This window comes from Acinetobacter ihumii (assembly GCF_900625095.1).
Classification (GTDB): domain Bacteria; phylum Pseudomonadota; class Gammaproteobacteria; order Pseudomonadales; family Moraxellaceae; genus Acinetobacter; species Acinetobacter ihumii.
This window is the reverse complement of sequence record NZ_LR130760.1, coordinates 1,047,024-1,060,646: the sequence shown is the minus strand read 5'-3', so window position 1 is coordinate 1,060,646 and position 13,623 is coordinate 1,047,024. Positions and strand designations below refer to the sequence as shown.

The 13,623-nt window shown below is 38.3% G+C and carries 13 protein-coding genes; 10 read left to right on the top strand and 3 right to left on the bottom strand.

Annotated elements, in window-relative coordinates:
• Window positions 1-15: 15 nt before the first annotated feature.
• The 5 genes from argC (at window position 16) to E0D95_RS04975 (ending at window position 4,982) form a co-directional block, all read left to right on the top strand.
• Window positions 16-1,071, top strand: coding sequence for an N-acetyl-gamma-glutamyl-phosphate reductase (argC, locus tag E0D95_RS04995; protein WP_171478533.1), 1,056 nt, complete (start codon window positions 16-18; stop codon window positions 1,069-1,071).
• 73 nt (window positions 1,072-1,144) lie between these two features.
• Complete coding sequence (locus E0D95_RS04990) at window positions 1,145-1,900, top strand: DUF6776 family protein (protein WP_130802853.1); 756 nt, start codon at window positions 1,145-1,147, stop codon at window positions 1,898-1,900.
• A gap of 18 nt (window positions 1,901-1,918) precedes the next feature.
• Window positions 1,919-2,332, top strand: a complete 414-nt coding sequence (gene clpS / locus E0D95_RS04985) for an ATP-dependent Clp protease adapter ClpS (protein ID WP_130802852.1) — start codon at window positions 1,919-1,921, stop codon at window positions 2,330-2,332.
• Window positions 2,333-2,342: 10 nt separating this feature from the next.
• Window positions 2,343-4,619: an ATP-dependent Clp protease ATP-binding subunit ClpA gene (clpA, locus tag E0D95_RS04980; protein ID WP_130802851.1), complete on the top strand. Its 2,277-nt coding sequence runs from the start codon at window positions 2,343-2,345 to the stop codon at window positions 4,617-4,619.
• A gap of 3 nt (window positions 4,620-4,622) precedes the next feature.
• Window positions 4,623-4,982: a YnfA family protein gene (locus E0D95_RS04975; RefSeq protein ID WP_130802850.1), complete on the top strand. Its 360-nt coding sequence runs from the start codon at window positions 4,623-4,625 to the stop codon at window positions 4,980-4,982.
• Window positions 4,983-5,042: 60 nt separating this feature from the next.
• On the opposite strand, the gene argF is transcribed toward E0D95_RS04975, so the two are convergent.
• On the bottom strand, window positions 5,043-5,957 hold the full coding sequence (gene argF / locus E0D95_RS04970) for an ornithine carbamoyltransferase (protein ID WP_130802849.1): 915 nt from the start codon (window positions 5,955-5,957) through the stop codon (window positions 5,043-5,045).
• Between the two features lie 102 nt (window positions 5,958-6,059).
• On the bottom strand, window positions 6,060-6,716 hold the full coding sequence (locus tag E0D95_RS04965) for a TetR/AcrR family transcriptional regulator (protein WP_130802848.1): 657 nt from the start codon (window positions 6,714-6,716) through the stop codon (window positions 6,060-6,062).
• A gap of 593 nt (window positions 6,717-7,309) precedes the next feature.
• On the opposite strand from E0D95_RS04965, the gene E0D95_RS04960 reads away from it, so the two are divergent.
• From E0D95_RS04960 to E0D95_RS04945, 4 genes are all read left to right on the top strand, one after another.
• The gene (locus tag E0D95_RS04960; protein WP_130802847.1) at window positions 7,310-8,203 is read left to right on the top strand and encodes an amino acid ABC transporter substrate-binding protein; all 894 of its coding nucleotides are present in this window, start codon (window positions 7,310-7,312) and stop codon (window positions 8,201-8,203) included.
• A 99-nt stretch (window positions 8,204-8,302) separates the two neighbouring features.
• Window positions 8,303-9,145: an amino acid ABC transporter permease gene (locus E0D95_RS04955; RefSeq protein WP_130802846.1), complete on the top strand. Its 843-nt coding sequence runs from the start codon at window positions 8,303-8,305 to the stop codon at window positions 9,143-9,145.
• 1 nt (window position 9,146) lies between these two features.
• Window positions 9,147-9,824: an amino acid ABC transporter permease gene (locus E0D95_RS04950; RefSeq protein WP_130802845.1), complete on the top strand. Its 678-nt coding sequence runs from the start codon at window positions 9,147-9,149 to the stop codon at window positions 9,822-9,824.
• 14 nt (window positions 9,825-9,838) lie between these two features.
• On the top strand, window positions 9,839-10,582 hold the full coding sequence (locus E0D95_RS04945) for an amino acid ABC transporter ATP-binding protein (RefSeq protein ID WP_130802844.1): 744 nt from the start codon (window positions 9,839-9,841) through the stop codon (window positions 10,580-10,582).
• 401 nt (window positions 10,583-10,983) lie between these two features.
• Here E0D95_RS04945 and E0D95_RS04940 read toward each other — a convergent pair whose 3' ends face one another.
• A complete protein-coding gene (locus E0D95_RS04940; protein WP_171478532.1) occupies window positions 10,984-12,429 on the bottom strand; it encodes a DcaP family trimeric outer membrane transporter in 1,446 nt (481 codons plus the stop codon).
• A gap of 714 nt (window positions 12,430-13,143) precedes the next feature.
• On the opposite strand from E0D95_RS04940, the gene E0D95_RS04935 reads away from it, so the two are divergent.
• On the top strand, window positions 13,144-13,614 hold the full coding sequence (locus tag E0D95_RS04935) for an Lrp/AsnC family transcriptional regulator (RefSeq protein ID WP_130802843.1): 471 nt from the start codon (window positions 13,144-13,146) through the stop codon (window positions 13,612-13,614).
• The last annotated feature ends 9 nt before the right edge of the window (window positions 13,615-13,623 follow it).

The following is a 13,623-nucleotide window of genomic DNA, read 5'->3' as shown; positions in this document are numbered from 1 at the left end:
AAAATTTTAGAGGTAATGATCGTGGTATCTGTCGGAATTGTTGGGGGAACAGGATATACAGGCGTTGAATTATTGCGTCTTTTACTACGACATCCACAGGTTACAGTTCGTACTCTTACATCGCGTACAGAAGCAGGAAAACGTGTCGCGGACATGTTTCCTAGCCTTCGCGGTCATACCGATCTTGAGTTTTCAGATTTGGATCTTGAGCAACTCAAACAATGTGACGTAGTGTTTTTTGCAACACCGCATGGCGTTGCAATGCAACATGCTGAGCAATTGGTTGCGGCAAATACCAAAGTAATTGATCTTGCAGCAGATTTCCGTTTGCAGGATTTAGAGCAGTTTGAAAAATGGTACGGTTTACAACATAGCTGCCCACAAATATTAAAAGATTCGGCTTATGGTCTCACTGAATTAAATCGTGAAAAAATCAAGCAGGCCAGTGTAATTGGTAATCCGGGATGTTATCCGACTACAGTACAGTTAGGTTTGGCACCGTTATTGCAATCTAAAAATAACTTGATTCAACCCTCAAGTATTATTATTGATGCGAAATCAGGTGTATCAGGAGCGGGTCGTAAAGCCAGTCTAGGCATGATTTATTCTGAAAATGCGGACAACTTTAAAGCCTATGGTGTTGCGGGTCATCGTCATCATCCTGAAATTGTAGAAGCACTGGAAAATATTTCGGGACAAAAAGGCGTGTTTGATAGCATTATTTTTGTACCACATTTAGTGCCCATGATTCGCGGAATGCTCAGCACCATTTATGTTGATTTAACTGATGAAGGCGCAAATACGGATCTTCAGTCATTGTATGAACATTTTTATAAAGATGAGAAGTTTGTCGATGTGATGCCTGCAAACAGCTCACCAGAGACACGTAGCGTTCGTGGAGCAAATGAATTGCGTATTGCATTATATAAACCGCAACCCAATAAACTGATTGTTTTATCTGTACAGGATAATCTGGTCAAAGGTGCAGCAGGACAAGCCGTGCAAAATATGAACTTAATGTTTAATTTTGCTGAAGATGCTGGTCTGACGGGTATTGGTTTATTACCATAAGAAACGCTTTTTGGCTTCACACACATTTAAATATCGATTTAAATGTGTGCTTTAGTTCTATCTTTAAATAGAGATGACGATGCAGAACGCTGAACAAACAAATAATGATGATTTAAAAATGCCAGCACCTTCTTTTTGGCAAACCAATAGACCCTTAGTGATAGGTGCGGCTGTTCTGATTTCTGGCAGTTTTTTACTGGGTTATACCGTGGGACACCGTCAGGGGCTTACAGTGGTCGGCTATGATGCAGATGCAGAACAATTGGTCGAAGTCGTGCAAAAGCAGAAAACAGCACTTGACGCGGTGAATAAAAGTTTAAATGCAACTGTACAAGAACGTGATATCGCAGTCAGTAATGCGAATGAGTTATTTCAGGGAATTGCACAGGCAAAGAACGATAAAACTCAAATGGAAGGTATGAGTGCGATTTATCGGGAAGTTTTGCGTCAACGTGGTGGTTTAAGTTTAACCATTCAAAATTTGGCGATTAAACCTTTACCTGAAAATGCCTATGAATATCAGCTTGATCTGGTACAGGTGAGCCCAAATAAACGCCGTGCAGCGGGTTCGGTGGAAATGCGTTTGATACAGGGTGATGAAATATTGGTTATCCCGTTGCAAGACAACAATTTTAATTTTGATGATTTTGAGCGTTTAACAGGACGTTGGACCATGCCTAAAGGCTTTACACCACAATATATTGAGGTGCGCCTAAATGGAGCTGCAACGCCAATTGTGAAACGTTTTAGCTGGCAGCGTGGTAAGCCAGTCGAAGCTGAGTCAGCTTTTGTTGCGGAAATTCCGCAAGCAGAAGCAAATGCAAATTAACTGTGAATCCTAGAGTATATGCGAACCAATAAGCGACAAATTAGTTTAAAAGACGTGAAAGCATCCTTTTACCAATCTGGCTACGTAGATTGGCATGTTAATCCGCGCTTAAGTGATTCGCAAAATAATGAGCCAGAAGGTGATATTGCCGTCCAAACTGCTGAGCCTCAACTGAAACGTCCACCACTTTATGCTGTAGTATTATTGAATGACGATTACACGCCAATGGACTTTGTAATTGAAATTTTACAACAATACTTTGCTTTGAATCTTGACCAAGCCACTCAAGTAATGCTAACAGTACATTATGAAGGTAAAGGTGTTGCTGGCGTCTATCCAAGAGATATTGCAGAGACTAAAGCAAACCAAGTCAATAATTACGCTCGATCTCAAGGTCATCCATTACTTTGTCAGATCGAACCCAAAGATTAAAGGGGGTCGTATGCTTAGTCGTCAACTAGAAGTATCCTTGCGTTTGGCTGTAAGCATGGCTCGTCAAAAACGGCATGAGTTCCTTACGGTGGAACATTTATTGCTGGCTTTGCTCGATAATGATTCGGCTGTGAATGCACTCAAAGCATGTGGTGCAGATATTGTTCTATTGCGTAAAGAATTAGAAGAATATGTAGAGCAGCATACGCCTAAACTCAGTGAAAATAACGATCAGGCACCGCATCCAACGGAGAGCTTTGATCGTATTTTACAACGTGCGATTTTCCATGTGCAGTCCAGTGGCGGTGACCGTACTGTTGAAGGTGCTGATGTTCTAGTCGCCATGTATTCTGAACGTGATTCTTTCGCAGTCTATTTGCTAAAACGTCATCAAATTAATCGTTTGACTTTAACGCAATATCTTTCTCATGGTACTCGTAAGGAAGATGTGCAAGCTGAAGAAGAAGTTGAAGACATTGAAGGCGATGCTGCATCTTCCTCTAATGCTGGGCCACTTGAACAGTTTACACTGAACTTAAACCACGAAGCTTTAAAGGGTAAAACAGACCCTCTTATTGGGCGTGAAAAAGAGATTGAGCGTACCGCACAAATCCTTTGCCGTCGCCGTAAAAACAATCCACTTTTAGTGGGTGATCCGGGAGTGGGTAAAACCTCAATTGCAGAAGGTTTAGCGTGGCTGATTGTAAATGGTAAAGCCCCAAAACCATTAGCCAATGCAGAAGTGTATAGTCTGGATATTGGTGCACTGGTTGCAGGAACAAAATATCGGGGTGATTTTGAAAAGCGTTTAAAACAACTGTTAAATGCACTTAAGAAAAATCCAAATGCGATTTTATTTATTGATGAAATCCATATGATCATTGGGGCTGGCTCAAGCATGGGCAGTACCATGGATGCCTCTAATTTGATTAAACCTGCACTTGCGAATGGAACCTTGCGTTGTATTGGTTCAACCACATTTCAGGAATACCGTCAGGTTTTTGAGAAAGATCATGCATTATCAAGACGCTTTCAAAAAATTGATGTCAATGAGCCAAGCGTTTCAGAGACCATTGAAATTCTACGTGGCCTAAAAACCAAGTTTGAAGATTTTCATCATGTCGAATATGAAGACAAGGCTTTAGTCGCAGCGGTTGAATTATCGTCGAAATTTATCAATGATCGTTTTTTACCAGATAAAGCCATTGATGTGATTGATGAAGCTGGTGCACAACGTCGTTTAAAAGCCGATAGTGAAGACAGCTTAATTACCGTTGAAAACGTCGAAGATATCGTTTCAAAAATTGCGCGTATTCCGCCAAAAACTGTATCGAAAGATGACAAGGCGGTACTTGAATATCTTGAACGAGATTTGAAACGAGTTGTCTTTGGGCAAGATGAGGCAATTACGGCATTAGCTTCTGCAATTAAATTGTCTCGTGCAGGATTAAAAGCACCCGATAAACCAGTGGGGAATTTTGTTTTCGCAGGCCCTACAGGGGTTGGTAAAACTGAAGTCACCAAACAACTGGCGAAGTTACTTGGTGTTGAGCTGGTCCGTTTTGATATGTCAGAATATATGGAACGCCATGCGGTATCACGTTTAATTGGTGCTCCTCCAGGTTATGTCGGTTATGATCAGGGTGGTTTGCTGACCGATGCAATTCATAAAAATCCACATTGTGTATTGCTGCTGGATGAGATTGAAAAAGCGCATCCAGATGTCTTTAACTTGTTACTTCAAGTGATGGATCATGGTGCGCTGACGGATAACAATGGTCGTAAGTCTGATTTTAGAAACGTGATTATTGTATTGACCACCAATATTGGCGCAGAAAGTATTTCTCGTACCAGCATTGGTTTTACCGAACAAGACAATAGCAATGACAATCAGGAAGCCATGAAACGTGCATTCTCACCGGAGTTCCGCAACCGTTTGGATGGTGTTATTCAGTTTAAAGCTTTACCAACTTCAGTCATTGAGTCTGTTGTTGATAAATTCCTCACAGAATTGCAAGCGCAACTGGATGATAAAAAAGTTGTGATCGAAGTGGATCAATCAGCTCGTGACTGGCTTGCAGCCAATGGCTATGACCGCCTTATGGGCGCGCGTCCAATGCAACGTCTAATTCAGGAACATTTGAAAAAGCCGTTAGCTGAGATGATTCTATTTGGTGAATTGGCTGATCATGGTGGTAATGTCGCTGTTTCAGTGAAAAAAGAAGATGGAAAAGAGGTTGGACTACAACTGTCTGTCTTTGAAGATCAAACTGCTGAACCTGCGTAATCGATGTTGGAAGATTTTACGATAACCCGAATATTGAGTGTATTCGGGTTATTTTTATTGACCGCGATTGCAGAAATACTAGGCTGTTATTTTCCTTACTTAATTTTAAAAGAAGGAAAAAGTGTTTGGTTATGGATGCCAACTGTGATTAGTTTAGCCATCTTTGTCTGGTTACTTACATTGCATCCTGCTGCTTCGGGTCGCATTTATGCAGCCTACGGTGGAATTTATATTTTCACAGCACTGATGTGGCTACGATTTATTGATCAAATTCCTTTAACTCGCTGGGATATCGCAGGGGGTGTTGTGGTTTTAATTGGCGCAAGTTTAATTATTCTACAGCCACAAGGCTTCATTCGATAATTTAAAGATTTTTAAATCAAAAAAAACGCTGTTTGAATACAGCGTCTTTCGTCGAAAATTTTATTTCAGTTGTTCGTTCAGTAAAAATTCCATTAATGCTTTTTGTGCATGCAAGCGATTTTCAGCTTCATCCCAAACTACAGAATTTTTATGATCTAACATATGTTCAGAAATTTCTTCACCGCGATGTGCAGGTAAACAATGCATAAATAAACAATCTGGATGTGCAATATCCATGAGTTTTTCATTGACCTGAAAATTGGCAAACGCCTTTTCACGTAATTTTTGTTCTTCTTCCTGACCCATGCTGGCCCAGACATCAGTCACAATTAAATCAGCATTTACCGCAGCATCTTCAGCATGATTAAATACTTCAACGCAGTGAGCAAATTCAGATAAAAATTCTGGTTTTGGTTCATAGCCTACGGGAGAAGCAACCTTTAACTTGAAACCCATCATATGTGCAGCTTCAATATATGAATTACACATATTATTGCCATCACCAATCCAAGCCACTGTTTTACCTTTAATACTACCGCGATGTTCCTGATAGGTTTGTAAATCTGCTAGAAGCTGACATGGGTGGTGGTCATCAGTTAAACCATTGATGACAGGAACTTTGGAATAAGACGCAAACTGCTCCACGATGTTATGCCCAAAAGTACGGATCATGACAATATCCAGCATACTGGAAATAACACGAGCAGAGTCTTCAATTGGTTCTCCACGACCCAACTGTGTATCTCGTGGAGATAAAAAGATTGCACTACCACCAAACTGGCAGATACCAGCTTCAAAGGAAATACGGGTACGGGTACTTGATTTCTCGAAAATCATTCCTAAAACTTTACCAATAAATGGTTGGTAGATCTGCTTATCGTGTTGAAGGCGTTTTAGTTCACTCGCGCGATCTAAAATCTGCTGAAGTTCTAAAGAAGATAAATCACGTAAAGTCAGGAAATGTCGTAGTGCCATAGTTACCCCACAATAATTGTTTTAAAAAACAATTGATTGTTGATAATTGAAGGAAAAAAAGAATCAAATACTATACTACAAGCATTAAAAAAAGCAAAAGAATTAGTGGATTTGATGACCGTTTAAAAAAACATCAACGCAATATTCGATATGATCAATAATTTCAGCATGATCTAAAGTGATAGGAACACCCATAATGACCTTCCATTCAAGATTTCTTAAAATACCAAAATACATCACAGCAGAGTGTAAAGGTTCACGGCACTGAATTTGACCTTGTTGTGTTGCTTGTTGCAATGCACAGGCAATGGTTTTTTGCACATATTCTGGACCACGTTCATGCAGATAAACCGCTAACTCAGGATCTCGCTGAGAACGGTCAATGACTAAGCGCATAAATGCCGCATTTTCAGTACAGGTGATTTTTTGATAAAAGCCAATCAGGGTTTGAATCAGATAAGTTCTTAAATCATGCTGATGACTATTAAATGCCACACACATATTTTTGAAAAAAAGCTCACGACGGTAGTCGCAGATTGCTTTGAACAAACCTTCTTTATTACCAAAATATTTGTATATAGCAGCTTTTGAACCCCCTGCATGATTCACAATATCATCCAAAGAAACGGCATCGTAGCCGTTTTCTAAAAAAAGCTCTGTCGCGCTAATGAGCAGTGCCAAACGTCTTTCATGACCACGTTTGGTATGCGGAACCTCACAGCAAACGGATGGATTAAGCGTAGTATTGGTTTTCTGCATTGAGGATATATGTTAATTCGGACTCGTATCAGTATATCAAAAAATAGCATAGGTTTCTTAGTGGGAGTGTTGTCGTCGATTTTAGGCACTAAATTTGAATGGTAGCCTTAATAGAATTAAGAAAATAATTCATACAACTTCTTTACTATAATTCATAAAAATAACTAAATAATATCCATTTAAAAAATTTATGAAGCGATGTGATTTAAATTTTTGCTATTCAAAATCAGTTCAAAAACATTTGAACCAAAATAATGCATTGATTTTCACAAGATGCTCGATTTAGTTTCATAAATAACAGGCTTTAATGTCTCTAGGGCGAATTTACAAACTTTTGTGCATTAAATTGGTTAAAAAATATTCTTTTAAGATTGCAAATAATGATTATTAGAATAAAAGTATAACAAAAAGAAATCTTTTGCCTTTGCAAATATTTTTTAATGGCGTATAAATATATAAATTATCAATGGCTGATAAGCAATAATTAAAAAGTTGGCGTGATAATTGCAAATAGGAAAGCAAGCTTATTATTTAGCCTCACTGAATAATATTAAATGACGCTAAATAAGAGTATTTATAATCAAGGAGTTTTTATGAAACATTCTGCAACCTCACTACTTGTATCAGGATTCATGATCTTTGCAGTTGGAGGAGCGACTCAGGTTCAAGCTGCAGATACTCTGGCTAAAATCAAGAGTAGCGGAAAAATTATCATTGGTCATCGTGAATCGTCAGATCCGATTTCTTATGTTGTAGGCGGCAAACCAGTAGGTTATGCAGTAGATATCTGTAATAACTTTGCGAATGAAATCAAAAAAGACCTTAAGATGCCAAATCTTAAAGTTGAGTATAAAGCAGTAACTTCTTCTACACGTATTCCTGAACTTTTATCAGGCAATATTGATATGGAATGCGGTACCACTACAAATTCTAAACAACGCCAAGAACAAGTTGGCTTCTCGACCAACTACTATGCAACAGAAGTACGTATGGTGGTGAAGGCCAATTCTGGTATTAAAAGTCTGGCTGACTTAAATGGTAAAGCCGTAGTAACGACACAAGGTACGACTTCAGACAAATACATTAAAATGAATGAACGTGGTCAAAACATTAATGTACAAAACATTTATGGTAAAGACCATGCCGATTCTTTCGCGATGGTAGCATCTGGTCGTGCAGCAGCATTTGTTATGGATGATAATATTTTGGCAGGTTTAATTGCCAAATCTTCAAATCCAAAAGAATTTGCCATTGTTGGCCCAGTCCTTTCATCTGAACCGTATGGCATTATGATTGCTAAAGATGATCCAAAATTTAAAGCGATTGCAGATCGTACTGTGAATGCAATGTGGAAATCTGGCAAGATGGATGGGTTGTATAAAAAATGGTTCCAGTCTGCTATCCCGCCAAAAAATACTAATTTGAACATGCCTCAAAGTTCGTCCTTCAAAAAATTAAAAGCAAACCCGACTGACGCAGGTATCTAATCCTCAGGATTTAGAAACTGTATAGATAAATCAATCGTTGGCTCATGTAGGTTTTTTCTACATGAGCTTGGCTTTTAAACTTTGATAAAAGGGGCAGCTATGTCAGTTGGCTCATTAAACTGGACTGCATTTTGTGCTGAATCCAATGAATTCGGACTTGATAAGGCTGCATGGGCCGAATCAGTTTGTAAAGCCATTGGTAGTACAAGTTATTCTCCTTATGCTGATGCTCCCACATGGCTTCAAATGCTGGGTTCTGGCGTATTTACCATGATATGGACTGCATTCATTGCATTTTTGATTGCATTCTTTTTGGGTTCATTGCTTGGTATTATCCGAACATTACCAAATAAGCCTTTGGCATTTATTGGTAATTGTTATGTAGAAATTTTTCGTAATATTCCTTTGATTGTACAACTTTTTTTCTGGGCTTTCGTTTTTCCTGAGTTTTTACCTGACAGTTTAAGTGCTGGCAGTGGCGATGTCGTTGCAGGTGGTTGGTGGAAAGATCTGCTTAACACTCATCCTAGTGTTATTGGTGTATTTGCGTTGGGGTTATACACCGCAGCACGTGTTTCTGAACATATTCGTGCGGGGATTAGCACGGTTTCTCGTGGTCAAAAGTATGCTGCTTCAGCACTCGGTTTTACCACAGGGCAAAGTTACCGTTATGTGGTATTGCCTGTTGCCTACCGTATGGTGTGGCCTACCATTACCTCAGAGGCAATGAATGTCTTTAAAAACTCGGCTGTGCTTTATGCTTTAAGTGTTCTTAACTTCTTCGCATATACTAAAACCATGCGTGAAGAAACATCACAGGACATTGTGATTCTAATTTTATCTACACCTGTCTATTTGATTATCACCTATATGATTAAATTCATCATGGCTTGGATTGAAAAAAGAATGGCAGTGCCAGGCTTAGGTTCGGGAGGTAAGTAGTATGGATTTTAGTATATTACAACACCCTGATGTGACACACGCTCTCGCGCAGGGCTTTGTGTTTACCCTAACTGTTACAGTTTTGGCAATGATTGGCGGTATCTTAATTGGTACACCACTTGCAATGATGCGCTTGTCTAATAACTTCGTGGCACGTAATTTTTCGAAGTTTTATGTGGATGTGTTTCGTGGCATTCCCTTAATTCAGGTCATTTTTATCTTTTATTTCTTGATGCCGAAATTTTTTGATTTTCAGTCAGATACCTATTGGGGACCACTATTTTCCAGTGTGATTACCTTTGCTATTTTTGAAGCAGCCTTCTTTTCAGAAATTGTGCGTTCAGGGATTCAGTCTGTATCAAGAGGTCAGGTGAATGCAGGTTATGCATTAGGCTTTACTTACGGTCAATCGATGAAGTTTGTTGTGTTACCACAAGCCTTTCGTAATATGCTGCCTGTGCTGTTAACGCAAACGATTATTTTATTTCAGGATATTTCTCTAGTTTATGTGATTAGTGCGCCAGACTTCTTGGGTCGAGCAGATACTTTAGCCAATACTTATGGTCCTGAAACTAAAGCAACTTTTTATTTTATTGTAGCAGTGGTTTATTTCTGTAGTTCGTTCTTACTATCTCGATTAGTTAAACGATTACAGCAGAAAATTGCCATCATTCGCTAATTGGAGATTTTTAAATGCCAATGATAGACATCAAACATATCTCTAAATGGTATGGTGATTTTCAGGTTTTAACAGATTGTACGACCAGCATTGAAAAAGGCGAAGTAGTTGTGGTCTGTGGTCCGTCTGGTTCAGGTAAATCGACCTTGATTAAAACAGTCAATGCGCTTGAGCCTATTCAGGAAGGCGATATTTTTGTAGATGGGATTTCTTTACGTGACCCGAAGACTGATCTAGCAAAATTCCGTTCAAAAGTGGGAATGGTGTTCCAGCATTTTGAATTATTTCCTCATATGACCGTACTTGAAAATTTAACCATTGCTCAGGTTAAAGTGTTAAAACGCTCAGTTGCAGAAGCGCGTGAGAAAGGTCTGAAATATTTATCACGTGTTGGATTATTAGCCCATAAAGATAAGTTTCCAGGGCAACTTTCAGGTGGTCAACAGCAACGTGTCGCGATTGCTCGTGGTTTGGCGATGGATCCGATTTGTATGTTATTTGATGAGCCAACTTCTGCACTTGACCCTGAGATGGTGGGTGAAGTTTTAGAAGTGATGATGCAATTAGCCAATGAAGGGATGACCATGATGTGTGTAACACACGAAATGGGCTTTGCTAAACGTGTTTCTAATCGCATCATTTTTATGGATGAAGGTAAAATTCTGGAAGATTGTGCAACCAGTGAATTTTTTGGAAACTTAGAAGCTCGGCATGAGCGTGCTAAATTATTCCTAGATAAAATTCAAATGATGCATTAATCATTGTGTGTTAAAAAAGAGCTGATTTTCAGCTCTTTTTTTATATCTATAATTTAAGCATTGATTGATTTTAATCGATTTCAACTATGTTTGCGGCAAAGCAATTGTCAGGCGTAGAAAGTACAAGATGACTGTAATACAGCGAATGATCAGGGTTCTTTCAAAAATGCCTAGATCCTCTCTATTTTCTTTCTAAAAGGAAAAAGAAAAGAGACTTATCAAGTAAATCTACTCTATAAGATAGTATAAAGAATTGCTTTATTTCTTATTAACTATTGTAAGCGATTCCAGATGATGCTGGCTTATAGATTAAAACTATTTGACTAATTTTAATGCATAAAAAACCACAGATGAATCTGTGGTTTTTTTAAAGCAGTTTGAGTAAAACTTAGAGACTCAATTTAGAAACTATATTTTGCCATTAAGTTTAGACGTGAATAATCACCTTTGTTGTCTTGAGTCGCAGTTTTGTCTGCAAATATTTCACGTTGACCATAAGTATATTCAACGCCTAAATCAATATTTTTTGTTGGTGTATAGAAGCTATTAACCAAAATGTTATAGAGCTGTTTGTTTAAAGTCGGTGCCTTTTCAGCAAAAGAATTGTCGTCTTTATACCAAATGGCTCCTGCTGCTAGAGTTGAACGCCATTGTGGTGACCATTTATGTGAATATCCAATAAGGCCAGAATTAAATTCACTTTCGTAAATAGAAAGGTCTGTGGCATTTGCAGCATTTGTGGGATTATTTTGATAAGCTACATAAGCTGAGTTACCGTATAGTAAATAACGGCTATCACCTTTCACATGATAGTAGTTAGCAAATAAAGTATCATCTGGTGTCAAACTATATTTTCCACCAACCCCAATTCCCCAGCCTAGTTTTGTTTCGTCGACATCATCGCTGACAGAGATACGATTTTCATGTAATAAACCATGAACTTGGATTAAACCTTTTTTATCTGCTGTAGCAATATCATAACGTGCCGTTAAAGCAGGGAAACGGTTACCACCAGAACTTGTAGTCTGAGTAATCACGTTACCACTACTATTTTTAAAAACTGCCGTAGCACTACCACTATTGATATTATCAACATCACCACCTTCTAAAGCCAGTAGTAATTTTTGGTTGGTATTAATCGGTTGAGTATAACGCACTTGAACGGTACGGGTAGAGCCATAGCCCATTGGACCATTAAAGTCGACTGTTTCAGGTGCAGTATCTACGTTGACAAACGGAGACGTGGTTTGACCTGCAAGCCATTTTCCTGCTGAAACATAGGCATGGCGTACACGTAGAGAACCTGTACCATTGGTACCACTCGATCCCATAAAGTCAGCTTCAATTTTACCTGTAATTTCACCAATTGAACTTGGACGTGAGAAATCCAGACCAAAACGTGTGGTTGCTGCTGTAACATTTAATGCGTCTTCAGTCGCATTGGCAGAGTTAAGCGGAACTTTGTTGGTTGGGTTATTAATATTGGTTGTATCTGCGTTTGTACCTTTAAAGTCATAAGTTGCATCTGCACGAACACTACCATATAACTTCACTTGGGTCTGACCATCTGGCAGTGTTAACCAGCCCGGCTTGGCATTGGCTGGAGCAGGTGGTGCAGCTTGCGCAACCACAGGAGCTGGAGTAACCACCACTGGCGCTGCTTGTTGCTGTGCAATGATATTTTTCTGAGTCATGGCTTGTTGCTGAATCAATGCACGAAGTTCTGCGACTTCTGCACGTAATTGTTTGATTTCTTGTTGATCACTTGTTTGTGCATATGCTGGAAGAGTCATTGCAGACAGCCCAAGAGTACTCATGGCAAGTACTAAATTCGTTAATTTGATCACGTTAACTCCGATTGTTTATTGTAAAAGCTTCAGTAAAGCCCCCTGAACTACATAACAAGAATGATGCCAATAGTTTAGAAATATTAACCAAAATTATTTTTTTGTTCGAAAAATAGTCATATTGAAATGGTTATGATTAAAAGTAATTAATAATAATGACTAACTTTCATCTATAGAGCAGACAGAATTTCTGATAGATCTATTCAAAAAGTAAACCGCCCTAAAAAGAATCAATCATGTACTGTTTTATGGCAATTATGATGTAATGGAGATAATCATTATTATGATATTTAAATATTTATTTTTGGAAAATAATATGAATAAAACCTTAAATATGATTTATAAATACTACAAATAAAGTTTAAATCGGAAATAATTTAGTTAATTTATTTAAAATGTGAGAAATATTTTAAATTTATATTGTTTTTCATGTGTTTTAGGGAAATAATCTCTACAAGATATTGGTACTTTATATATCAGGGTGTGATGGGGATTGAGAAGAGTGATCAGCGGATTGGGAGATACGCAGATCTAACCCACAAGGTCTCAACTCAGCGAGGACACAATTGACCACAAGTTAATTGCAAGATGCAGCCACTTACCAGTGAATGAATCGTTACGAGTAAACAGAAGTTTTCCCTTGACCCTGTAAAATTGCACGATGATAAAAAGTTCCAATGCAACTCAATATCCGCATTAAATTTTGGAGCAGTGATGGAACTGGATCGTTTTGACAAGCAAATTTTAGAAATTTTAACGCATGAAGATGTTAATCTGAATGAGTTATCGGAGCGAATCAGCCTTTCCGTAAGTTCGGTGCATCGGCGTATTAAACATTTAATAGAAGCCAATGTAATGGGGAGCTTAAAGCGAGATATCAATTTTGCTAAGCTTGGCTTTACTTTACATATTTTGCTACAAGTTTCATTAAGTAAACATGATACTGAAACCTTTGATAAATTTTTAAATGAAATTGAAGATATACCCGAAGTCACCAATGCTTTTCTAGTCACAGGGCAGAGTGCTGATTTTATTTTAGAATTAGTGGCACGTAATATGGATGATTATAGTGATATCTTATTACGTCGCATAGGAAAGATTGACAATGTAGTCGCACTGCATTCAAGTTTTGTGATTAAGGAATACAATGTATTTAACTGCTATAAATTATTAAATAAAGTATAAAAAAACGCG

Coding starts and splice junctions, on each gene's coding strand:
- E0D95_RS04990 (WP_130802853.1), top strand. CDS start 1,145: ATGACGATGCAGAACGCTGAACAAACAAATAATGATGATTTAAAAATG.
- E0D95_RS04975 (WP_130802850.1), top strand. CDS start 4,623: ATGTTGGAAGATTTTACGATAACCCGAATATTGAGTGTATTCGGGTTA.
- E0D95_RS04950 (WP_130802845.1), top strand. CDS start 9,147: ATGGATTTTAGTATATTACAACACCCTGATGTGACACACGCTCTCGCG.
- clpS (WP_130802852.1), top strand. CDS start 1,919: ATGCGAACCAATAAGCGACAAATTAGTTTAAAAGACGTGAAAGCATCC.
- E0D95_RS04935 (WP_130802843.1), top strand. CDS start 13,144: ATGGAACTGGATCGTTTTGACAAGCAAATTTTAGAAATTTTAACGCAT.
- E0D95_RS04955 (WP_130802846.1), top strand. CDS start 8,303: ATGTCAGTTGGCTCATTAAACTGGACTGCATTTTGTGCTGAATCCAAT.
- argC (WP_171478533.1), top strand. CDS start 16: ATGATCGTGGTATCTGTCGGAATTGTTGGGGGAACAGGATATACAGGC.
- E0D95_RS04960 (WP_130802847.1), top strand. CDS start 7,310: ATGAAACATTCTGCAACCTCACTACTTGTATCAGGATTCATGATCTTT.
- E0D95_RS04945 (WP_130802844.1), top strand. CDS start 9,839: ATGCCAATGATAGACATCAAACATATCTCTAAATGGTATGGTGATTTT.
- clpA (WP_130802851.1), top strand. CDS start 2,343: ATGCTTAGTCGTCAACTAGAAGTATCCTTGCGTTTGGCTGTAAGCATG.
- E0D95_RS04965 (WP_130802848.1), bottom strand. CDS start 6,716: ATGCAGAAAACCAATACTACGCTTAATCCATCCGTTTGCTGTGAGGTT.
- argF (WP_130802849.1), bottom strand. CDS start 5,957: ATGGCACTACGACATTTCCTGACTTTACGTGATTTATCTTCTTTAGAA.